The sequence below is a fragment of the Microbacterium meiriae genome, assembly GCF_040686935.1.
GTDB classification, from domain to species: domain Bacteria; phylum Actinomycetota; class Actinomycetes; order Actinomycetales; family Microbacteriaceae; genus Microbacterium; species Microbacterium meiriae.
Genome location: NZ_JBFBMF010000002.1, coordinates 38,577 through 59,616 on the forward strand (window position 1 = coordinate 38,577; position 21,040 = coordinate 59,616).

Genomic DNA, 21,040 nt, shown 5'->3' on the forward strand with positions numbered 1-21,040 from the left:
GGATGGACATCCGTCTCGCCCTCCTCGGTCTCGTGCACGGCGCCCTCCTCGGGATCGGCATCCTGCTCACCGTGATCGACGTCCGCACGCACCGACTGCCGAACCGCATCGTGCTGCCCACCCTGGCCCTGCTGGCCGTGGCGGTCTCCGTCGACGCCGTCGTCACCGCAGACGCGGCGCCGCTCGGCCGGGGCCTGCTCGGCTCCCTCATGCTCGGCGGCTTCTACGCCGTGCTGCGGATGATCAGCCGGGCCGGCATGGGAGGAGGGGACGTGAAGCTCGCCCTCGTGATCGGACTCCTCCTGGCGTGGCACGGCTGGGGCGCGTTCCTCCTGGGCGCGTCGTCCGCCTTCGTGCTCGGGGCGGTCTTCGCGCTCGTGCTCCTCGCCGCGGGACGGGCCGACCGGAGGACGCGCATCGCCTTCGGGCCGTGGATGATCGCGGGGGCCGTCCTCGGAGTCCTCGGCGGCTGACCGTGCAGGTCGCACCGAATGGGGGAGGGCGGCGCTACCCTGGGCACATGGCACTCGCACGACTTCACGGCGGCCCGCTGGACGGGCAGATCATCCCCCTCGATGACGACGCGGACGACAAGCTGATCGTCCCCTACAGCGAGACGCAGGTGGTCTACAACCGCCGCGGCGAGCCGCAGAACACGGGCGAGGGCGACGGCCCCACCGAGGTCGACTACTGGTTCGAGGAAGCCCTCGAGGACCTCACGCTCGAGGATGACTGAGCCCTCTCGCACCGTCGAGGTCGAGCGCAAGTACGACGTCGACGAGGGGACTCCGCTGCCGGACTGGGCGGCGATCCCCGGCGTCGATGCCGTCTCGCCTGCCGAGCACCGTGCCCTCGACGCCCGCTATCTGGACACCGCGGACGGCGCGCTGGCCCGTGCCGGTGTCGCCCTGCGTCGTCGCTCCGGCGGACCGGACGAGGGGTGGCACATCAAGGGTCCGCGGCAGGGTGACGGCCGGGTCGAGCAGGGCTGGCCACTCGGCGACGAGGAGATCCCGACGGCGGTGCGCGAGGCGATCGCCGCCTGGACGACCGCGCCGTTGGAACCTCTCGCCCGCATCGAGAACGACCGGACGGCGTACCTCCTCACCGGACAGGACGGCGTCGTGGCGGAGTTCGTCGACGACCACGTCCAGGCGACCGACCTGCGCACCGGGGCGCGACGTGCGTGGCGGGAGTGGGAGGTCGAACTCGGGCCCGCAGGCCCCTCCGACGACGCCGGCCGCTCGGCGTTCTTCGCGGCGATCGAAAGCGCCGTGCGCGCGGTCGGCGGCCGAGAGGCGAGCTCCGACTCGAAGCTCGCCCGCGCCCTCGGCTTCTAGGCCGCGGACTCTCCGGATGCAACCCCTTTCCGCGTCCGGCTCCGGGGTGGTTGAGTGACGACATGAGTCGACCGCCCGTGCTCCGATCGCTGCAGACGATCGTCCCCGAGACCGTCCTCGTGCAGGAGCAGGTACGCGACGTTTTCGCCGCCCAGCCCGATCTGGGACGGCTGGCGCAGCGCATCGTGGCGACGTCGTTCAACGTCTCCGGCATCGACACGCGGCACACCGTCATCGCGGAGCTGGCCGATGACGCCGACCCGGATGAGCCCTTGTTCTACGATCGCGCCTCCGGACGGCTGCTGGCGCCGGGAACGAAGGCGCGCAACGACGTCTACACGCGCGAGGCCTCCCGTCTCTTCGTCGAGGTCGCGCGCCGCGCCCTCGAGGCGGACCCCGACCTGGACCCCGCGGACGTGACGCACGTCATCACGGTCTCCTGCACCGGCTTCCATGCCCCGGGCCCCGAGTACGAGATCGTGCGCGGGCTCGGCCTGTCCGATGCCGTCCAGCGCTATCACCTCGGCTTCATGGGGTGCTACGCCTCGATGCCGGCCCTGCGCGCGGCCGCACAGTTCTGCGCGGCCGATCAGAACGCGGTCGTCCTCGTCGTCAGCGTCGAGCTCTGCACGCTGCATCTGCGCTCTTCCGAGGATCCGGACACCATCGTGGCCTCCTCCCTGTTCGCGGACGGGGCTGCCGCCGGGATCGTGACGGCACGAGACCTGCCCACCGCCGTCCCCGCGCTCCGGCTGGACGGCTTCCACACCGCGATCGTGCCGGAGGGCGTGGACGACATGGCCTGGACGATCGGCGACTCGGGCTTCGAGATGATCCTCTCGACCGCCGTCCCACAGATCATCGGGGAGTCGATCATCGGGGCGCTCACGCCGCTCTACGGTCGCGAGGACGACCTGGCGGAGGCCTTCACCGCCGGGCGGGTGGGCGAGCGGGTGCGCCACTGGGCGATCCACCCCGGCGGGCGCAGCATCCTCGACCGGGTGCAGGAGCGGATGGCCCTGAGCGACGTGCAGTTGCGACCCGCGCGCGAGACGCTGCGGGAGTACGGGAACATGTCGAGTGCGACCGTGCTGTTCGTGCTGAAGCGCATCCTCGAGCAGGAGGGCGCGGATCCCGGTGACCGCGTGGCGGCGATGGCCTTCGGCCCGGGGCTCACCGCCGAGAGCGCGCTGCTGACCGTGGTCGCGCCCGCACCGTGAGCCTGGACCTGTCGACGCGTGCCGTCGACCTCGTCGAGCTCATGGACGACCCCGACGCGGATGAGGAGGCGCTCGGTCGCACGTACCGGCGCTTCAGCGCCGTCAACGCGGTCGTCTCGCGCCCCGGACGGCTGTATCGGCGGGACATCCGTCCCCGGGCGGCGGCCGGGCGTGTGCTGCGCATCCTCGACATCGGCGCCGGTGGTGGCGACCTGTGCCGCGATCTGGTCCGGAGACTGCGTCGCGACGGCCTCCGCGCCGATGTCACCGCCCTGGACGCCGACGAGCGTGCGATCCGCTGGGCCTCGGCACACGACGACGGTGCAGGGATCCGCTATCGCCACGCGTTCTCCGGGGATCTCGTGGCTGCGGGCGACACCTTTGACGTCGTGCTCTCCAACCACGTCCTCCATCACCTCGACGCCGCAGCGCTGCACGCGGTGCTCGACGACTCCCGTGCGCTGGTGGGTGACCGCGGACTCGTCTCCCACCACGACATCGCCCGCAGCCGCCTCGCCTACGGGGCGTTCGCCGTGGGCACCCGGCCGTTCGCGGGAAACCTTCTCGCGGGCTCCTTCATCCGAGTCGACGGCCTCCTGAGCATCCGCCGCTCCTATACCCTGCGGGAGCTCGCGGCCGTCGCGCCGCCGGGCTGGGAGGTCCGGTCGCACCTGCCCGCTCGGCTCGAACTGCGCTGGGAGGGTGGCGATGGTCGACCATGATGTCCTCGTGGTCGGCGGCGGTCCGGTCGGGCTGCTCCTCGCCTGCCTCGTGGGGCAGGACGGTCGCCGGGTGCGGGTGTGCGAGCGTCGCCCCGAGCCCGGCAGGCAGACGCGGGCGATCGGGATCCATCGACCGGGGCTCGATGCCCTCGACGCCGCGGGAGTGGGTACCGGCGTGCGCTCCGAGGCGCTCCGCCTCTCCGGTGGTGAGGTCCGCAGCCGCGGCCGGCGACTCGCCACCCTGACGTTCACCACCGAGCGCCCGATCCTGACGATCGCGCAGCCCCGCACCGAGGAGCTGCTGCGAGACCGTCTCCGGACGTTGCAACCGGATGCAATGCAGTCCGGCTCCGTCGTCCGCTCGGTGCGCGACGAGGGGCCGTTCGTGCGGGTCGGGATCGACGGCGAGCACGGACGTCGGGAGGAGACGGCGTCGATCGTCGTCGTCGCGGACGGCGTCCGGAGTCCCCTGCGGGAGGCGTTCGGTGCGGGGTGGCGGGCGCCCACCGGAACCGCAGGCTACGCGATGCTCGACGTCGATGATCCGCCGGCCGACGATCGCGCCGTGCTGTACTTCGAGCCGGACGGCCTCGTCGAGTCCTTCCCGTTGCCGGGCGGCCGGCGCCGCTGGGTGGTGCGCGAAGACCGTGGTCGGACGGTGTCCACAGCCGCCGAGCTGGCGGACATCGTCGGTCGCCGGACCGGGGAGAGGCTCGAGGTCGACCCCACCGCGCCTGTCTCCTCGTTCCGCGCGGCCCAGCACGCGGCTCGACGGCTGCACCGCGGACGGATCGTGCTGCTCGGCGACGCCGCGCACGAGGTGAGCCCGATCGGCGGCCAGGGCATGAACCTCGGCTGGGCGGATGCGCTCCGGCTGGTCGCGGCGCTGCGCCGGACCGACCGCGGCGCCGCCCCCGTCCTCGACGGCTTCGCCCGGGAGGTCCAGCGGGCGGCGCGGAAGGCGCATCATCGCTCCGCGTTCTTCATGGCGATGGGGGCTCCGGCGGTCGCCCCGGTCGTCGCCGTGCGGGAGGGGCTGGTGCGTACGCTCGGTTCCTCCGCGCTGCGCCCGTGGACGACCGGTCTCATCACGATGCGCGGCCTCTGACGCGAGAAAGGCCCGGTCCGCGTGCGCGGGCCGGGCCTTTCTCGAGGCGAGGGATCAGAAGTTGATCATGTGGCCGGCCAGGCCGTGGAAGCCCTCCTGCAGCGCCTCCGACAGGGTCGGGTGGGTGTGCACGTTGCGAGCCAGCTCGAGGGCCGTGAGGTCCCACTTCTGCGCGAGGGTGAGCTCGGGCAGCAGTTCCGACACGTCGGGTCCGATCATGTGCGCGCCGATGAGCTCCAGGTGCTCGGCGTCGGCGATGAGCTTGACGAAGCCGACCGGCTCGCCGAGGCCGTGCGCCTTGCCGTTGGCCATGAAGGGGAAGGTCGCGACCTTGATCTCGCGTCCCTCGTCCTTCGCCTGCTGCTCGGTGAGCCCGAAGGACGCCACCTGCGGCGAGCAGAAGGTCGCCCGCGGCATCATGCGGTAGTCGCCCAGCGTCATGGTCTCGGCGCCGCCGATGGTCTCGGCCGCGACGACACCCTGTGCCTCCGCGACGTGCGCGAGCTGCAGCTTGGCGGTCACGTCGCCGATGGCGTAGATGCCCTCGACGTTGGTGCGCATGTGGTCGTCGATGTCGATCGCGCCGCGCTCGGTGAGCTTCACGCCCGTCTTGTCGAGCCCGAAGCCCTCGACGTTCGGCGCGAACCCGACCGACATGAGCACCTTGTCGGCCTCGATCGACGCCTGCTGGCCGTCCTTGCCCGTGTAGGAGACGGTCACGGAGGAGCCGTTGTCGACGACCGACTCGACCTTGGTGGAGGTGAGGATGTCGACGCCGTAGTTCTTGTACTGCTTCGTGATCTCCTTCGACACGTCGGCGTCCTCGTTGGGGAGGGCGCGGTCGAGGAACTCGATGATGGTGACCTTGACGCCGTAGTTCGTCATCACGTAGGCGAACTCCATGCCGATCGCGCCGGCGCCGACGATGACGATGGACTTCGGCAGCTCACGGGAGAGGATCTGCTCCTCGTAGGTTACGACGTTGTCGCTGAGCTGCACGCCGGGGAGCAGGCGGACCTTCGAGCCCGTGGCGATGATCGCGTTGTCGAAGGTGACCTCCTCGGTGGAGCCGTCCGCCTTCGCCACCGAGATGGCCTTCGGGCCCGTGAAGGTGCCGCGGCCGTCGTACTCGGTCACCTTGTTCTTCTTCATGAGGAAGTGGATGCCCTTGACCCGGCCATCGGCGACGACGCGGCTGCGGTCGAACGCCTTGCCGTAGTCGATCGTGAACTCTCCGGAGATCCCGAAGAAGTCGGCCTTGTGGTTCAGCGTGTGCGCGATCTCCGCGTTCTTCAGGAGCGCCTTGGAAGGGATGCAGCCGACGTTGAGGCAGACACCACCCCAGTACTTCTCCTCGATGATGGCGGTGGACAGACCGAGCTGCGCGCTGCGAACCGCAGCGACGTATCCGCCAGGACCTGCACCAAGGATGACGACGTCGTAGTGTGGCATGCCTTAAGCCTATCGCTCCGAGGGGGTAGCGGAATCGGTCGGAGCCGGTCCCCGGCGGCGGCGCAGGACGAGCCAGACGACAAGGGCCAGCGCGGCGAGTACGAGGATCGCGAGCACCCAGATCCACACCGAAGGGGCTCCCGCGTCGTCTCCCGCGTCCGGTGCCGTCGTCGCGGTCGCCTCGGGGGCGGCGGTCTGCTCCGTCGTCGGCGCCGCCGTCGGGGGAGCGGTGGTGGGCTCGTCCGACGGCGTGGCCTCGTCGCCGACCGTGACGGTGAAGGAGAACTCGCCGGAGGTCGGGTGGCCGTCGCTCGAGACGACCTTCCAGACGACGTGGTACTCACCGGCGGGCCCGGAGCCGAGCAGGGGCTGCGTCACGATGGCGCCCTCGACCGTGGGAGTGCCGTCGATGACGGACTGACCGGCCGGATCCGTGACGGTCAGCTCCGTCGCTCCTTCGCCGTCGATGAGCTTCGCGCTGAAGGTGAGGGTGAGCTCGGAGGGCAGCGTCTCCACGGAGCTGTCCGCCGCAGGCGACGACGACACGAGCGCGTCATGGGCGGACGCGGAGAGCGGGGAGAGGAGGACGAGGAATGCGGCGAGGAGGGTGGCTGCGAGGGCGATCGGGGCCGCCGGGCGGCGCAGAGCTGTGGTCTTCACGAGTCCAGCCTATGAATCCCCGGTATGGGACCGCTGAGTGTGAAAGCGGCCTCCCGCGCACCCCTCCGGATCGGATAGTCTGGACAGCCAGGAGGGCACAGTGACAGACAGCGACAGCCGACCGGCCGGTGAAGCCGCCATCCATCGCTCCGGCGAGCCGAGACACGACGTGACGCAGACGTTCGGACACGATTCCGATCTGTCGTTCGTGCCGTTCGGCGTGGAGTTGACCGATGTCGAGCAGTCGGCCATCGCGGCGCTGCCCTCGGGCTCGGCTCTGCTGCTCGTCCGTTCCGGTGCGCTCGCCGGTGCGCGGTACCTCCTCGACACCGACGTGACCACGGTCGGTCGTCACCCGGAGGCCGACATCTTCTTCGACGACGTCACGGTGTCCCGCCGTCACGCGGAGATCACCCGCAACGGGACGACGTTCGAGATCATCGATCAGCGCTCCCTCAACGGCACCTACGTGAACGGCGAGCGCGTGGACCGCAGCCCCCTGGCGGACGGCTCCGAGCTGCGCGTCGGCAAGTTCCGTCTGAACTTCTTCGCGTCCCCGCTCGACCGCGCGGCGAACGCCTGATGGCGGCAACTCCCGCCCGCGAACGCTCGGCGTCCGCGGGCCTGCTGAGTATCGGTCAGGTGCTCGCACGTCTCACCCCGGAGTTCCCCGACCTGACCTCCAGCAAGCTGCGGTTCCTCGAGGTGCAGGGCATCGTGCGTCCCTCCCGCACCGAGTCCGGCTACCGGAAGTTCTCCTCCTCGGACATCGAGCGCCTCCGTCTGGGACTGACCCTGCAGCGGGATCACTACCTTCCCCTCAGCGTGATCCGCGAGCAGCTCGACGAGGCGGAGGCCTCGGGCGAGACGGCCGCGCTCGCCCCGCCGCCCTCGATCGCCCCGGCGCCGCGGCGCTATCGTCGCGACGAGCTCCTGGCCGCTGCCGGCGCCGGACCGCAGCTCCTCAACGACGCGATCAGCACCGGGGTCATCACCGCACAGGAGACCTATTCGGAGCCCACGGTCGCGCTGCTCCGCGGGCTCGTGGCCCTCGACCGGCACGGTATCGAGCCGCGTCATCTCCGTTCCCTGCGGCAGGGCGCGGAGCGGGAGGTCTCGCTCATCGAGTCGGCGCTGTCCACGCTGCTGCGTCGCACCGATGCCACCTCGCGGGCCCGCGCCAACGAACTGGCGCCGGAGCTGGCCACTCGGATCGACGACGTCCGGACGTTGTTCGTCAAGGATGCGCTCACGCGGATCCTTTCGTAACGAACTGATTGCGACACACCTTCGGTGTCGCACGGATGTCGTTGCCGGTGCCGGGACCCTGCTCTACCGTGGAGATAACCGTTCCAGGGAGGATTTCAGATGAATGCGGATGAGCTCGCAGGCGACCCGCGGTTCGTGACCGAACTCCTCTTCACCGACGGTCTGCCCGCGATGGACGACGAGGTCGGCTATCGCGGCGCCGTTGCAGCCCGTGCGGCCGGCATCACCTACCGCCAGCTGGACTACTGGGCCCGCACCGAGCTCGTCGAGCCCACGGTGCGCGGCGCGAACGGCTCCGGCTCGCAGCGTCTCTACGGCTTCCGCGACATCCTCGTCCTGAAGCTCGTCAAGAGCCTGCTCGACACGGGCATCTCCCTGCAGCAGATCCGCACCGCGGTGGACGAGCTCCGTCGCGCCGGCATCCGCGATCTCGCGGGGACGACCCTCATGAGCGATGGCGCGTCCGTTTACCTCTGCACCTCGAACGACGAGGTGATCGACCTGGTCAGCCGCGGTCAGGGCGTCTTCGGGATCGCGGTCGGCAAGGTGCTGCGCGAGGTGGAGTCGACGCTCGTCGCCTTCGATGCCTCCGCGCCGGACCCCGTCGACGAGCTCTCCGCCCGTCGCGCCAAGCGCTCCGCCTGACGCTCCACCCCCGCTTCACGAAGAACGGCCACCCTCGAAGAGGATGGCCGTTTCGTCGTTCCGCGGTGTCAGCTCTGCGGTCCGTTCTCCGGAACGGGGACGCGACCCGTGCGGATGATGCGGTCGAGGAGCTGGTCGAAGTCCGCGGCGAGCTCCTGAGCGGAGTCGCCGGGCCAGATGTGCAGCGGCTTCGCGGCGCCCTGCGCCTGCTGCAGCGAGGTGCGCTCCGGAAGCTGCGGCGAGAGCACGAGGGGGCCGAACATGTCCCGCAGCTCCTTGATGCGGAACTGGTGCTCGATCGACTGCGGGCGCACGCGGTTGACCACGATGCCCAACGGCTGGAGGCGCGGTGAGAGACCGCGGCGGATCTCCTCGATCGCGCGCAGCGCACGGTCCGCGGCGGCCACGGAGAAGAGGCCGGGCTCGGTGACGACCATGACGCGGTCGCTCGCGGCCCACGCGGTGCGGGTGAGGGCGTTCAGCGACGGCGCGCAGTCGATGAGCACGAGGTCGTAGTCCGCCTCGACCGCTGCGAGCGCCTCCTCGAGCTTCCACACATCGCGGACGCTCGGGTGCGGGCCGTCGAAGTTGATGGCGGACGGGCTTCCGATCAGCACGTCGATCGTGCCGGGGTGGACCTTCGCCCAGCCGCTGGAGGTGATCGCCTGGCGGACGGTCTTCTCCTTCGGGTTCGCCAGCACATCGGCGATGTTGAGTCGTCCGGCGACCTGGATGTCCATCCCGGTGGAGACGTCGGACTGCGGGTCGAGGTCGACGACGAGCGTCCGGACACCCCGGGCGAAAGCCGCGGAGGCCAGCCCGAGTGTCACGGTCGTCTTGCCGACGCCCCCCTTGAGAGAGCTGACGCTGAGTACGTGCACGGACTCCACGTTACCTTCCCCTAGGCTGGGGGAACACTCAGCCCCGCCCCATGTGCGTGCCTCGGCCGTGCATCGAGCTCTCAGAGGTGTGCATGTTCCAGAAGATCCTTGTGGCGAATCGTGGCGAGATCGCGATCCGGGCATTCCGAGCGGCCGTGGAGGTGGGGGCGCGCACCGTCGCCGTCTTCCCGCACGAGGACCGCGGCTCGGTCCACCGGCTCAAGGCCGACGAGGCGTACGAGATCGGCGAGCGGGGCCATCCCGTCCGCGCCTACCTGGACGTCGACGAGATCATCCGCGTGGCCACCGAGTCGGGTGCCGACGCGATCTACCCCGGCTACGGTTTCCTCTCGGAGAACCCGGAGCTCGCGGAGAAGGCCGCCGCCCACGGCATCGTCTTCATCGGTCCTCCCGCGAAGGTGCTGGAGATGGCCGGCAACAAGGTCGAGGCCAAGCGGCACGCGGTCGAGGCGGGCGTCCCCGTGCTCCGCTCGACCGAGGCCTCCGACGACGTCGACGCGCTCGTCGCCCAGGCGGAGGAGATCGGCTTCCCCCTCTTCGCCAAGGCCGTCGCCGGTGGTGGCGGCCGCGGCATGCGACGCGTCGAGACGCTCGGCGACCTCGGACCGGCCCTCGCCGAGGCGATGCGGGAGGCCGGCAGCGCCTTCGGCGACCCCCGGATGTTCCTGGAGCAGGCCGTCGTGCGCCCGCGGCACATCGAGGTGCAGATCCTCGCGGACAAGACCGGTGAGACGGTGCACCTGTTCGAGCGGGATTGCTCCGTGCAGCGGCGGCATCAGAAGGTCGTCGAGATCGCTCCCGCCCCCAACCTCGATGACGACGTGCGCCGGGCCCTGCACGGCTATGCCGTCGCCTTCGCCCGCTCCATCGGCTACGAGAACGCCGGCACCGTCGAGTTCCTGCTGGAGACGGCGGGGGAGCGCGCGGGAGAGGTCGTCTTCATCGAGATGAACCCCCGCATCCAGGTCGAGCACACGGTGACCGAGGAGGTCACCGACGTCGATCTCGTGCAGAGCCAGATGCGCATCGCCGCGGGGCAGACCCTCGCCGATCTCGGGCTGCAGCAGGAGAACCTGCACCTGCGAGGTGCCGCGCTGCAGTGCCGCATCACCACGGAGGACCCGACGCAGGGTTTCCGTCCCGACACCGGGAAGATCACCACCTACCGCTCGCCCGGCGGTGCCGGGATCCGGCTCGACGGCGGCACCGTGCACCAGGGCGCCCAGGTCAGCCCGCACTTCGACTCGATGCTCGCGAAGCTGACCTGCCGCGGCCGCGACTTCCCGGCCGCCGTGGCCCGCGCGCGCCGTGCCCTCGCCGAGTTCCGCATCCGCGGCGTCTCCACGAACATCCCCTTCCTCCAGGCGCTGCTCGATGACGAGGCCTTCATCCGCGGCGACGTCAGCACGTCCTTCATCGACGAGCGCCCGGAGCTGCTCCGCGGTCGCGCCTCGAAGGACCGCGGCACGAAGATCCTCAACTGGCTCGTGGACGTGACGGTGAACAAGCCGCACGGCGCGCACCCCGGCGTCATCGACCCCGCGACCAAGCTCCCGCCGATCGACCTCAGCACGGAGCCGGCGCCCGGCTCCCGGCAGCGGCTGCTCGAGGTGGGCCCCGAGGAGTTCGCCCGCGGCCTGCGCGCGCAGACCGCCCTCGCGATCACCGACACGACCTTCCGCGACGCGCACCAGTCGCTGCTCGCGACCAGGGTCCGCACGAAGGACCTCGTCGCCGCCGCCCCGTACCTCGCCCGTCTCACCCCGGAGCTGCTGTCGGTCGAGGCCTGGGGTGGCGCCACGTACGATGTCGCGCTGCGCTTCCTCGGCGAGGACCCGTGGGAGCGGCTCGACAAGCTGCGTGCCGCCCTCCCGAACGTCGCCATCCAGATGCTCCTGCGCGGCCGGAACACGGTCGGCTACACGCCGTACCCGACCGCGGTGACCGAGGCCTTCGTGGCGGAGGCAGCGGCAAGCGGCGTCGACATCTTCCGGATCTTCGACGCGCTGAACGACGTGGAGCAGATGCGGCCGGCGATCGAGGCGGTCCGCGCCACGGGGACCGCCGTCGCCGAGGTGGCGCTCTGCTACACCGGAGACCTGCTGGACCCGGCAGAGGAGCTCTACACCCTCGACTACTACCTGAAGCTGGCGGATCAGATCGTCGCGGCCGGCGCGCACATCCTCGCGATCAAGGACATGGCGGGCCTGCTCCGCCCCGCCGCGGCCGCGACGCTCGTCTCGGCGCTCCGTGAGCGCTTCGACCTGCCCGTGCACCTGCACACCCATGACACCCCCGGCGGGCAGCTCGCGACCCTGCTCGCCGCCAGCGCCGCCGGCGTGGATGCGGTGGACGCCGCCTCGGCGCCGCTGTCGGGCACGACCAGTCAGCCGTCGCTGTCGTCACTCGTCGCCGCCCTCGCCCACACGGAGCGGGACAGCGGGATCTCGCTCGCGGCCGTCTCGGATCTGGAGCCCTACTGGGAGGCGGTGCGTCGCCAGTACGCGCCGTTCGAGTCCGGGCTCCCGGGGCCCACCGGCCGCGTGTACCACCACGAGATCCCGGGCGGGCAGCTGTCGAACCTCCGACAGCAGGCCAAGGCCCTCGGGCTCGCCGACGACTTCGAGCTCATCGAGGACATGTACGCCGCGGCCGACCGCATCCTCGGACGCGTGCCGAAGGTCACCCCGTCGTCGAAGGTGGTGGGCGATCTCGCCCTGCATCTCGCCGCCGTGAAGGCCGACCCCGCGGACTTCGAGGCGAACCCGGAGAAGTACGACGTGCCCGACTCCGTGGTCGGCTTCATGGCGGGTGAGCTCGGCGACCTCCCCGGAGGCTGGCCCGAGCCGTTCCGGTCCAAGGTGCTCGCCGGTCGTTCCGTGCGGACCGGGCTCACGGCTCTCACCGACCAGGACGAGGCCGCGCTGGCGGGGACGAGCGCGCAACGACGCTCCTGCCTGAACACTCTGCTCTTCCCGGCTCCGGCGGCCGAGTTCGCCGAACGACGGGAGCAGTACGGCGACCTGTCCGTGCTGGACACCGGCGACTACCTGTACGGGCTGGTCCCCGGCCAGGAGCACCTCATCGAGATCGATCGCGGCGTCCAGCTCTACGTCGGGCTCGAGGCGATCGGCGAGGCCGACGACAAGGGCATGCGGACGGTGATGACCACGCTGAACGGTCAGCTCCGCCCGGTGTTCGTGCGGGACCGCTCCATCTCGGTCGATGCGCACGAGGTCGAGAAAGCCGACACGTCCGTCCCCGGCCAGGTGGCGGCGCCGTTCTCCGGCGTGGTCACCCTCAAGGCCGAGGTGGGAGCGACGGTGCGCGCGGGCGAGCCGGTCGCGTCGATCGAGGCGATGAAGATGGAGGCCGCCATCACCGCCCCCGTGGACGGGGTCGTGGAGCGGCACGCCATCTCCGAGACGCAGCAGGTGGACGCGGGCGATCTTTTGGTCGTGATCCGACCGGCGCACTAATCTTGTGCGGGCGAGGCCGCGCACCCTGGGCGCATCCCGAGGCCCGCACAGGTTGGGAGTGACACGTGACCGCGAAGAACAACGCCGACCCCGAGGACAGTCCGCTGGGGGTGCTCGACGACGCCGCATCCGTCGACACCGCCGGCATCGGCATCCTCGGCGGAACCGCGCAGGTGCGGGTGACCCTGCCGGCGGAGGAGGATGACGACCTCGCCGACGACGGTGTCGTGGACGGGGAGGTCGGCATCGACCTCGTCGTCGACGACGTGACCCTCCCCGCGGCGCCGAAGCCCGTCCTCGATGCTCCGCGACTCGACGACGTGATCGACGCCGTCGTGGTGGAGGAGCCCGTGGTGGAGGATTCCGTGCCGGAGGAGCCCGTGCCGGCTGCCGAGCCCGCGGCTGACCTGCTCGCGGAGGAGGAGGCGGCCGCCCGCTTCCTCGCGAAGGCCGGCGCCGACCGTGCCCAGGTCCCGGCCGCGAAACCGGCGCGTGCCCCACAGGCGCCCGTGCAGAAGGAGACCACGATGCCCGAAGCCGACGACAAGCCCGTCGCATCCGCGCCCGCACGTCCGGCGCCCCGGACCGACGTGACCCTCACCGCGAAGCGTCTGGGGGAGCTGGGTGAGTCCGCCCGCGAGTCCGCAGATCTCCTCACCTCCGATCGCCTCCTCGACCCGCACCGCGTCGCCAAGCCGGAACCCGAGGGCGGGTGGAGTCACCTGCTCTACACGCTGTCCGGACGCCGGTTGAACATCGGCGACGGCCGTCGCGCGCGCGAGCGCAAGGAGCTCACGGCGCGGATCGCCGCCCCGCTCGCCGGCGGTGCCCGGTTCGTGCCGGTGCTCTCGCGGAAGGGCGGCGTGGGCAAGACCACGGTCACCGCGCTCCTCGGCATGGCCCTCGCTGACGCGAGGGAGGACCGCGTCATCGCCGTGGACGCCAACCCCGACCGCGGAACGCTCGCCGACCGGGTGCAGCGCGCGCAGCATGGCAAGTCCGTGCGCGACCTCGTCCGCATCCGGGACGACGTGCGCGGGTTCCACGACATCTCCGCGATCGTGGCGCGGGATGCGACGCGCCTCGACGTGCTCGCCTCGGACGCCGACCCGCGTGTCGCCGAGGCCTTCAGCGACGACGACTATCGCGACGTGGCCGATGTGGCCGCGCACTACTACTCCCTCGTCCTCACCGACACCGGCACGGGGATCGTCCACTCGGTGATGTCGGCGACCCTCGACCTCGCCGACCAGATCGTCATCGTCTCCGGACTCAGCGTCGACGAGGCGCGGCTGGCGTCCGAGACCCTCACATGGCTGGAGTCCAACGGGTACGCGCAGCAGGCGCGCGACGCCATCGTGGTGCTCAACCAGTCCACGCCCGGGACGCCGCTCGTGCGGCTGGGTGAGCTCCAGGCGCACTTCGCGTCGCGGGCCCGCAGCGTCGTGCGCGTGCCGTACGACCCGCAGATCGCCGCGGGCGGGACGATCGTCTTCGCGAACCTCCTCCCCGAGACGCGGAAGGCGGCGCGGGAACTCGCGGCGCTCCTCGTCGAGGGCCTCCGGGCGAAGGCCGCCTGATGACGGTTCGCGAGATCCGCATCTTCGGCGACCCGGTCCTGCGGACGGTGTCCGCACCCATCGAGGAGATCGACGACGGCGTGCGTGCGCTCGTCACGGATCTCCTGGAGACCGTCGAGCTCCCGGGCCGCGCCGGCGTGGCCGCGCCGCAGATCGGCGTCGCGCTCCGCGCCTTCAGCTACAACGTCGACGGCGAGATCGGCTACGTGCTGAACCCCGTGCTGACCGAGGTCCGCGGCGAGCCCGAGCCGACGGGCGAGGGCTGCCTGTCGGTGCCGGGACTCTGGCACGACGCCCAGCGCCATCCCTGGGCCCGCGTCGAGGGGATCGATCTCGACGGACAGCCCGTGGTGCTCGAGGGGGACGGGCTGCTCGCGCAGGCGCTCCAGCACGAGACCGACCACCTCGACGGCAAGCTCTTCCTCTCCCGGCTCGATCCCGAGACCCGGAAGGTCGCGATGCGCGAGGTTCGCGAGAGCTCCTGGTTCTAGCCACCGACCCACCCCTTCACGTACGAACCGGCCCCTTGCGCACGAGCGCAAGGGGCCGGTTCGGTCAGAAGGGGGTGGGTCGACGCGCGGGTCAGCCGCCGATGGCGACGTTGGTCGTGGCGACCGGCTCGTCGTAGATCGCGGAGATCTCGTCGGCGAAGTCGTTCATGATGATGTTCCGCTTGATCGACAGCTTCGGGGTGAGGTGGCCGGAGGCCTCCGTCCACTCCGAGTCCAGGATCGTGAACTTGCGGATGGACTCGGCGCGCGACACCCGCTCGTTCGCCGCGTCCACCGCACGCTGCACCTCGGCACGGACCTGCGCGTTGGTCGAGGCCTCCGCGAGGGTCATCTTCTCGTCGAGGCCGTTGTTCGCGAGCCAGGTCGGCAGCATCTCGGGGTCGAGGGTGACGAGGGCCGAGATGAACGGGCGCTGGTCCCCGACGACGACGACCTGCCCGACGATGGGGTTCGCGCGGATCGGGTCCTCGAGTGCGGCCGGAGCGACGTTCTTGCCACCCGCCGTGACGATGATCTCCTTCTTGCGCCCCGTGATCGTGAGGAAGCCGTCGGCGTCGAAGCTGCCGATGTCGCCGGTGTGGAACCAGCCGCCGTCGCTGAACGCCTCGGCGGTGGCCTCCGGGTTGTTCCAGTACTCCTTGAAGACGTTGATGCCGCGCACCTCGATCTCGCCGTCGTCGGCCAGACGCACCCCGACGCCGGGAAGGGCGGGACCGACCGTGCCGATCTTCGACTTCGAGGCGAGGTTCACCGTCGCGGGCGCCGTGGTCTCGGTCAGGCCGTAGCCCTCGAGGATCACCACGCCGAGGCTGTGGAAGAAGTGACCGAGGCGCGCGCCGAGGGGAGCGGAGCCCGACACCGCGTAGACGACGTTGCCGCCCATGGCCTCGCGGAGCTTGGAGTAGACGAGCTTGTTGAAGAGCGCGAACTTGAGCTTCGTCCCGAACGGGATCTTCTTGCCCTCCTCGAGCAGCCGGGAGTGCTCGATCGCCACGTCGGCGGCGGCGCGGAAGATCTTGCCCTTGCCGCCCGCCTCGGCCTTCTGCTCGGCGGAGTTGTAGACCTTCTCGAACACGCGGGGGACCGCGAGGAGGAAGGTGGGCTTGAACGAGCCGAGGGCAGGGAGCAGCTGACGCGTGTCGGGCTGGTGGCCGGTGCGCACCCCGGCGTGCACGTTGAGGATGGAGATGAAGCGGGCGAACACGTGCGCGGTCGTGATGAACAGCAGCGTGGACGAGCCGGGCGTCTGCACGACCTCGTCGAGCGCCTTGGCGGAGTTGCGGGACAGCTCGACGAAGTTGCTGTGGGTGAGCACGCAGCCCTTCGGTCGTCCGGTGGAGCCCGAGGTGTAGATGAGGGTCGCGATGTCGGAGCCGACGGCGAGGCCGCGGCGACGCTGGATCTCCTCATCCGAGACGGATGCCCCCTGCGCGGTGAGCGTGTCGATCGCGCCCAGGTGCAGCTGCCAGACCTCTCGGAGGAGCGGAAGGTCGCCGCGCACCTCGTCGACGCGGGCGAAGTGCTCCGGTGACTCGACGAGGAGGGCGATCGCGCCCGAGTCCTCGAGGATCCACTGGATCTGCGACGGCGAGCTCGTCTCGTAGATCGGCACCATCACGGCACCGGCATAGAAGAGCGCGAAGTCGACGAGGCTCCACTCGTACGTGGTGCGGGCGAGGAAGCCCACCTTCTCGCCGGGCTGGATGCCCGCAGCGGCGAACCCCTTTGCGAGCGCGATGACCGCGGTCTCGAAGTCGGCGGCGGTGATGTCGCGCCATCCGTCGCCCTGCGGGACGGAGAACAGCGCCCGGTCGGGAGTCGCCTCCACACGCTTCGCAAGCAGGTCGGCGACGTTCGCGTCGGGATCGGCGGGGACGATCGCGGGGACTTCAAACTGGACCACGGCAGCTCCTTCGGTACCGGTCGGGCACGGGCGTTGGTCCGAGTCTAGGGCATGGCACCCGGTCGCGGTCAGGGTGGAACTCAGTCGCTTTGCGGGTCGTCCGACGAGGAACATGAGGGCGATCCGCGTCGCGGCGCTAGACTTCACCTCGATGTTCTACTGGCTGATGAAGTACGTCGTGATCGGCCCTGTGGTCAAGGCCGTGTTCCGTCCCTGGATCGTGGGGCGGAAGAACGTGCCCGCGACCGGGGCGGCGATCCTCGCCAGCAACCACCTCTCCTTCGCGGACTCGATATTCCTTCCGCTCGTGATCGATCGGTCGATGTCGTTCCTCGCGAAGAGCGACTACTTCACCGGACGAGGCCTCAAGGGCTGGTCCACCCGCTTCTTCATGAAGGCGACGGGCCAGATCCCCATCGACCGCTCCGGGGGCAAGGCGTCCGAGGCCTCCCTCAACACCGGCCTCCAGGTGCTCGGGGGCGGCGACCTGCTGGGCATCTACCCCGAGGGCACGCGCAGCCCCGACGGCAAGCTCTACCGCGGCCGCACCGGCATCGCCCGGATGGCGCTCGAAGCCAAGGTCCCGGTCATCCCGGTCATCATGGTCGACACCGACACCGCCATGCCCATCGGCCGCCGTATCCCGCGGGTCATGCGGGTCGGGATCGTCATCGGCGAGCCGCTGGACTTCTCCCGCTATGCGGGCATGGAGAACGACCGCTACATCCTCCGGTCCGTCACGGACGAGATCATGGTGGCCCTCCAGCGCCTCGGTCAGCAGGAGTACGAGGACGTCTACGCGTCCACGGTCAAGGACCGTCTTCCGACGCGCGTCACATAGGCCCCCGGCGCGTCTCGGCGGTGGTGCCGCCCACTAGGCTGGACGCATGCTTCCGCACCACATCGACGCCCTTGATGCCTGGCGCTCGCTTCCCATCAAGCAGCAGCCGCAGTGGCCAGACGCCGACCGCGTCGCCGACGTCTCCCGGCAGATTTCGAGCCTTCCGCCGCTGGTCTTCGCCGGTGAGGTCGACAACCTCCGCGACCGTCTCGCCAGGGCGGCCTCCGGGGAGGCCTTCCTGCTGCAGGGCGGCGACTGCGCCGAGACCTTCGCCGGGGCCACGGCCGAGCAGATCCGCAACCGCATCAAGACGGTGCTGCAGATGGCCGTCGTGCTCACCTACGGCGCGTCCATGCCGGTCGTCAAGATGGGGCGCATGGCCGGGCAGTTCGCCAAGCCGCGCTCCAGCGACACCGAGACGCGCGGCGAGGTCACCCTGCCGGCGTACCGCGGCGACATCGTGAACGGCTACGACTTCACCGAGGGCTCCCGTCAGGCCGACCCCGGTCGACTGCTGCAGGGCTACCACACCGCCGCTTCCACGCTGAACCTCATCCGGGCGTTCACGCAGGGTGGCTTCGCGGACCTCCGCGAGGTGCACTCCTGGAACAAGGGCTTCGCGCAGAACCCGGCGAACCAGCGGTACGAGCGCATGGCCGCCGAGATCGATCGTGCGATCAAGTTCATGGAGGCCGCCGGCGCCGACTTCGACGAGCTCAAGCGCGTCGAGTTCTTCACCGGTCACGAGGGTCTGCTCATGGACTACGAGCGCCCGATGACGCGGATCGACTCGCGGACGGACACCCCGTACAACACCTCCGCCCACTTCCTGTGGATCGGGGAGCGCACCCGCGAGCTCGACGGCGCGCACGTCGACTACTTCTCGAAGATCCGGAACCCGATCGGCGTGAAGCTGGGCCCCACCACCACGCCGGAGACGGCACTGGCACTCATCGACAAGCTCGACCCGGAGCGCGAGCCCGGCCGGCTGACCTTCATCACGCGTATGGGCGCCGGCCGCATCCGCGATGCGCTGCCCCCGCTGCTGGAGGCGGTCCGCGAGTCGGGTGCCCAGCCGCTCTGGGTCACCGACCCCATGCACGGCAACGGCATCACGACGCCGACCGGGTACAAGACGCGTCGCTTCGACGACGTCGTCGACGAGGTCCGCGGCTTCTTCGAGGCGCACCGGGCGGTCGGCACGTTCCCCGGCGGCATCCACGTCGAGCTGACCGGCGACGACGTCACCGAGTGCCTGGGCGGATCGGAGCAGATCGACGAGGCGGCCCTGGGGACCCGCTACGAGAGCCTGTGCGACCCGCGCCTGAACCACATGCAGTCCCTGGAGCTGGCGTTCCTGGTGGCCGAGGAGCTCGAGAAGCGCTGAGCCACGGGTGGACGCACGAAGGGGCCGGAACGATGTTCCGGCCCCTTCGTCGTGTCGGCGTCAGCCGGCGAAGCTCATGGTGAGCGTGATGCTCGCGCCCTTCCGCTGCGGTTCGGATGGGCTGTACGACTCCACGCGCGTGTTCTCGTTCGCGAGGAGGTCCCACACGGAGTCCGGCAGACCCGTGCTGCTCGTGTAGCTCCAGGTGAATCCGGCGTCTCGCAACGCGCCGGTGGCCTCGTCGCGCGTCATCCCGGAGACATCCGGCACATCGAACAGCGGCGGGCCCTGCGAGACGATCAGCTGGATCGTCTCGCCAGGACGCCAGGATCCTTCCTCGGTGCGGTCCGCGTACCCGATGACCCGGTCCTTGCCGATGGAATCGCTCGGGCGGTAGATGTTCTCCTCCGCCACCTTGAGGCCTTTGCCGGTGAGCGTCTCGGTCGCCTGCTTGACGGTCATGTCCGTGACGTCGGGCACCGGCCCGCGCGACACCTGGATCGTGGCGGTGTCCTTCTCGTGGACGGTGCAGCCCTCATCGCAGCCGAAGGCATCGCCGCCGTCACGGGGAGTGATGCGGACGTTGATGACCGATCCGGCCGCGGCGTCGGTGAAGTACTCCTCGTCGTCGGTGATCTCGAGGTTCGCCGCCTGCAACGCGGCCCGGACGTCCTCGGCAGGCTGTCCGGCCACAGGGGCGAGGTCGTGGGAGGCGGGGCCGGCGGACACGACGACGGCGACGGTGGTGCCCTTGTCGATCCTGGTGCCCTCGCCGGGGTCCGTCTCGATGACGATGCCCTTCTCGACGTCGACGGAGAACTCGTCGCGTTGGGCGGGTTCGAAGCCGGCTTCCGTGAGGTCTGCCGCCGCCTCGTCGTACGTCTGGCCCGCCACGGCGGGCACCGCGATCAGCGAGCCGGGACCGGAGCCGAACCACCAGCCCACGCCGCCGGCGAGGACGGCGAGCAGGAGGACGAGGGAGAGGAGGAACGTGCCACGGGCGCGGCGCTTGGCGGCCCGCCGCCGGAGGATGGTGGCGTTGTCGATCCCGGGGGAGGTGGCCGTCGCCGGTTCCGGCAGGAGCATGGTGCCCGGCATGACCTTGGTGAGGTCGCCGGAGTCGGCCTGATCCCTGGAGGCGCCGGTGGTCCGGGTCACGGCGGGGGCGACACCGATCTCGCGCTCGATCTCCCGCAGGCGCTCCAGCATCTGCTGAGCGTCGTCCGGACGCTCGTCCGGGGACTTCTCGGTGGCCCACAGCACGAGCTCGTCGAGCTGCTCGGGCACCGACGGATTGCGGACGCTGGGTCGGGGGACCGACTCGGTGGCGTGCTGGAACGCGATCTGCATCGGCTGCTCGCCCTTGTAGGGCTGCTCGCCGACGAGCATCTCGTAGAGCATGATGCCGAGCGCGTAGATGTCGCTGCGGGCGTCGGCGGTACCGCGGGTGACGAGCTCCGGCGCGAGGTACGCGATCGTCCCGAGCAGCTGCTGCCCGGTCGCGGTGTTCGCGGTCGTGGCTCTGGCGAGTCCGAAGTCGCCGATCTTGATACGGCCGTCCTCCGCGAGCAGGACGTTCTCCGGCTTGACGTCGCGGTGGACGATGCCCGCGCGATGCGCGGCGGACAGCCCGGCGAGAACGGCATCCATGATCGTGATCGTCTGAGCGACCGTGAGGCGCTTCTGCTCTCGGAGGAGCTCACGCAGAGTGATCCCTGGCAGGTACTCCATGACGAGGTAGGCGAGTTCGCCGTCCTGGCCCTGATCGAAGACGTTGACGACGTGCGGGTCGGCGAGGCGGGCCGCGGCGCGGGCCTCCTGGATGAACCGGCTCTGGAACGCGGAGTCGTCACTGAGGTGCGCGTGCATGACCTTCAAGGCGATGCGGCGCTCCAGGCGGAGGTCGGTGGCGACGTAGACCGTGGCCATGCCGCCGCGGGCGATCCGCGCACGCACGCGGTACCGACCGTCGACAAGCCGCCCGATGAGGGGGTCGGCCTGATGATTGGTCGTCACGACA

General features: G+C 70.4%; 19 protein-coding genes. 14 read left to right on the forward strand and 5 right to left on the reverse strand.

All coding sequences use genetic code 11. The annotated features are described in order from the left end of the window. The first annotated feature begins 2 nt into the window (after window positions 1–2). The 6 genes from AB0P08_RS05515 to AB0P08_RS05540 all read left to right on the forward strand — a co-directional run bounded on the left by AB0P08_RS05515 (window position 3) and on the right by AB0P08_RS05540 (window position 4,390). Window positions 3–473, forward strand: coding sequence for a prepilin peptidase (locus AB0P08_RS05515; RefSeq protein ID WP_363588680.1), 471 nt, complete (start codon window positions 3–5; stop codon window positions 471–473). 47 nt (window positions 474–520) lie between these two features. After that, window positions 521–736: a response regulator gene (locus AB0P08_RS05520; RefSeq protein WP_187661817.1), complete on the forward strand. Its 216-nt coding sequence runs from the start codon at window positions 521–523 to the stop codon at window positions 734–736. Continuing rightward, a complete protein-coding gene (locus tag AB0P08_RS05525; RefSeq protein WP_363588682.1) occupies window positions 729–1,340 on the forward strand; it encodes a CYTH domain-containing protein in 612 nt (203 codons plus the stop codon). Before AB0P08_RS05520 ends, AB0P08_RS05525 begins: the two co-directional genes overlap by 8 nt. A gap of 62 nt (window positions 1,341–1,402) precedes the next feature. Then, on the forward strand, window positions 1,403–2,560 hold the full coding sequence (locus tag AB0P08_RS05530) for a type III polyketide synthase (RefSeq protein ID WP_363588684.1): 1,158 nt from the start codon (window positions 1,403–1,405) through the stop codon (window positions 2,558–2,560). Continuing rightward, a complete protein-coding gene (locus AB0P08_RS05535; protein WP_363588686.1) occupies window positions 2,557–3,282 on the forward strand; it encodes a methyltransferase domain-containing protein in 726 nt (241 codons plus the stop codon). Before AB0P08_RS05530 ends, AB0P08_RS05535 begins: the two co-directional genes overlap by 4 nt. Next, window positions 3,269–4,390 (forward strand): FAD-dependent oxidoreductase, encoded by a 1,122-nt coding sequence (locus tag AB0P08_RS05540; RefSeq protein WP_363588688.1) that lies wholly within the window; start codon window positions 3,269–3,271, stop codon window positions 4,388–4,390. Before AB0P08_RS05535 ends, AB0P08_RS05540 begins: the two co-directional genes overlap by 14 nt. A 54-nt stretch (window positions 4,391–4,444) precedes the next feature. Here the strand turns inward: AB0P08_RS05540 and lpdA are convergent, their stop codons facing one another. Further along, window positions 4,445–5,842: a dihydrolipoyl dehydrogenase gene (gene lpdA / locus AB0P08_RS05545; RefSeq protein ID WP_060921151.1), complete on the reverse strand. Its 1,398-nt coding sequence runs from the start codon at window positions 5,840–5,842 to the stop codon at window positions 4,445–4,447. A 9-nt stretch (window positions 5,843–5,851) separates the two neighbouring features. Continuing rightward, on the reverse strand, window positions 5,852–6,502 hold the full coding sequence (locus tag AB0P08_RS05550) for a copper resistance CopC family protein (protein WP_363588690.1): 651 nt from the start codon (window positions 6,500–6,502) through the stop codon (window positions 5,852–5,854). 100 nt (window positions 6,503–6,602) lie between these two features. Here AB0P08_RS05550 and AB0P08_RS05555 point away from each other — a divergent pair, with 100 nt between their 5' ends. The 3 genes from AB0P08_RS05555 to AB0P08_RS05565 all read left to right on the forward strand — a co-directional run bounded on the left by AB0P08_RS05555 (window position 6,603) and on the right by AB0P08_RS05565 (window position 8,416). Next, on the forward strand, window positions 6,603–7,085 hold the full coding sequence (locus AB0P08_RS05555) for an FHA domain-containing protein (RefSeq protein WP_187661811.1): 483 nt from the start codon (window positions 6,603–6,605) through the stop codon (window positions 7,083–7,085). Further along, window positions 7,085–7,771, forward strand: coding sequence for a transcriptional regulator FtsR (ftsR, locus tag AB0P08_RS05560; RefSeq protein WP_363588692.1), 687 nt, complete (start codon window positions 7,085–7,087; stop codon window positions 7,769–7,771). The genes AB0P08_RS05555 and ftsR overlap by 1 nt, the downstream gene beginning before the upstream one ends. A 99-nt stretch (window positions 7,772–7,870) precedes the next feature. Further along, window positions 7,871–8,416 (forward strand): MerR family transcriptional regulator, encoded by a 546-nt coding sequence (locus AB0P08_RS05565; RefSeq protein WP_060921155.1) that lies wholly within the window; start codon window positions 7,871–7,873, stop codon window positions 8,414–8,416. 68 nt (window positions 8,417–8,484) lie between these two features. Here the strand turns inward: AB0P08_RS05565 and AB0P08_RS05570 are convergent, their stop codons facing one another. Continuing rightward, window positions 8,485–9,297: a ParA family protein gene (locus AB0P08_RS05570; RefSeq protein ID WP_025105105.1), complete on the reverse strand. Its 813-nt coding sequence runs from the start codon at window positions 9,295–9,297 to the stop codon at window positions 8,485–8,487. Between the two features lie 92 nt (window positions 9,298–9,389). Here AB0P08_RS05570 and AB0P08_RS05575 point away from each other — a divergent pair, with 92 nt between their 5' ends. From AB0P08_RS05575 to def, 3 genes are all read left to right on the forward strand, one after another. Beyond that, a complete protein-coding gene (locus tag AB0P08_RS05575; protein ID WP_363588694.1) occupies window positions 9,390–12,797 on the forward strand; it encodes a pyruvate carboxylase in 3,408 nt (1,135 codons plus the stop codon). A 65-nt stretch (window positions 12,798–12,862) separates the two neighbouring features. After that, window positions 12,863–14,377: a MinD/ParA family ATP-binding protein gene (locus AB0P08_RS05580; protein WP_363588696.1), complete on the forward strand. Its 1,515-nt coding sequence runs from the start codon at window positions 12,863–12,865 to the stop codon at window positions 14,375–14,377. Further along, window positions 14,377–14,868 (forward strand): peptide deformylase, encoded by a 492-nt coding sequence (gene def / locus AB0P08_RS05585; RefSeq protein ID WP_363588698.1) that lies wholly within the window; start codon window positions 14,377–14,379, stop codon window positions 14,866–14,868. The genes AB0P08_RS05580 and def overlap by 1 nt, the downstream gene beginning before the upstream one ends. A gap of 91 nt (window positions 14,869–14,959) precedes the next feature. On the opposite strand, the gene AB0P08_RS05590 is transcribed toward def, so the two are convergent. Next, a complete protein-coding gene (locus AB0P08_RS05590) occupies window positions 14,960–16,792 on the reverse strand; it encodes an AMP-dependent synthetase/ligase (protein WP_187661805.1) in 1,833 nt (610 codons plus the stop codon). A 151-nt stretch (window positions 16,793–16,943) separates the two neighbouring features. Between AB0P08_RS05590 and AB0P08_RS05595 the strand changes: the two genes are divergently transcribed. Together AB0P08_RS05595 and AB0P08_RS05600 are read left to right on the forward strand one after the other, a co-directional pair. Beyond that, window positions 16,944–17,633, forward strand: coding sequence for a lysophospholipid acyltransferase family protein (locus tag AB0P08_RS05595; protein WP_187664181.1), 690 nt, complete (start codon window positions 16,944–16,946; stop codon window positions 17,631–17,633). Window positions 17,634–17,679: 46 nt separating this feature from the next. Further along, the gene (locus AB0P08_RS05600; RefSeq protein WP_187661804.1) at window positions 17,680–19,020 is read left to right on the forward strand and encodes a class II 3-deoxy-7-phosphoheptulonate synthase; all 1,341 of its coding nucleotides are present in this window, start codon (window positions 17,680–17,682) and stop codon (window positions 19,018–19,020) included. Window positions 19,021–19,080: 60 nt separating this feature from the next. Here the strand turns inward: AB0P08_RS05600 and pknB are convergent, their stop codons facing one another. Further along, complete coding sequence (gene pknB / locus AB0P08_RS05605; RefSeq protein ID WP_187661803.1) at window positions 19,081–21,036, reverse strand: Stk1 family PASTA domain-containing Ser/Thr kinase; 1,956 nt, start codon at window positions 21,034–21,036, stop codon at window positions 19,081–19,083. Window positions 21,037–21,040 lie beyond the last annotated feature (4 nt).

Bases quoted from the DNA above. Each gene is read 5' to 3' on its own strand.
- AB0P08_RS05515 (WP_363588680.1), top strand. From the start codon at position 3: ATGGACATCCGTCTCGCCCTCCTCGGTCTCGTGCACGGCGCCCTCCTC.
- AB0P08_RS05520 (WP_187661817.1), top strand. From the start codon at position 521: ATGGCACTCGCACGACTTCACGGCGGCCCGCTGGACGGGCAGATCATC.
- AB0P08_RS05525 (WP_363588682.1), top strand. From the start codon at position 729: ATGACTGAGCCCTCTCGCACCGTCGAGGTCGAGCGCAAGTACGACGTC.
- AB0P08_RS05530 (WP_363588684.1), top strand. From the start codon at position 1,403: ATGAGTCGACCGCCCGTGCTCCGATCGCTGCAGACGATCGTCCCCGAG.
- AB0P08_RS05540 (WP_363588688.1), top strand. From the start codon at position 3,269: ATGGTCGACCATGATGTCCTCGTGGTCGGCGGCGGTCCGGTCGGGCTG.
- lpdA (WP_060921151.1), bottom strand. From the start codon at position 5,842: ATGCCACACTACGACGTCGTCATCCTTGGTGCAGGTCCTGGCGGATAC.
- ftsR (WP_363588692.1), top strand. From the start codon at position 7,085: ATGGCGGCAACTCCCGCCCGCGAACGCTCGGCGTCCGCGGGCCTGCTG.
- AB0P08_RS05565 (WP_060921155.1), top strand. From the start codon at position 7,871: ATGAATGCGGATGAGCTCGCAGGCGACCCGCGGTTCGTGACCGAACTC.
- AB0P08_RS05575 (WP_363588694.1), top strand. From the start codon at position 9,390: ATGTTCCAGAAGATCCTTGTGGCGAATCGTGGCGAGATCGCGATCCGG.
- def (WP_363588698.1), top strand. From the start codon at position 14,377: ATGACGGTTCGCGAGATCCGCATCTTCGGCGACCCGGTCCTGCGGACG.
- AB0P08_RS05595 (WP_187664181.1), top strand. From the start codon at position 16,944: ATGTTCTACTGGCTGATGAAGTACGTCGTGATCGGCCCTGTGGTCAAG.
- AB0P08_RS05600 (WP_187661804.1), top strand. From the start codon at position 17,680: ATGCTTCCGCACCACATCGACGCCCTTGATGCCTGGCGCTCGCTTCCC.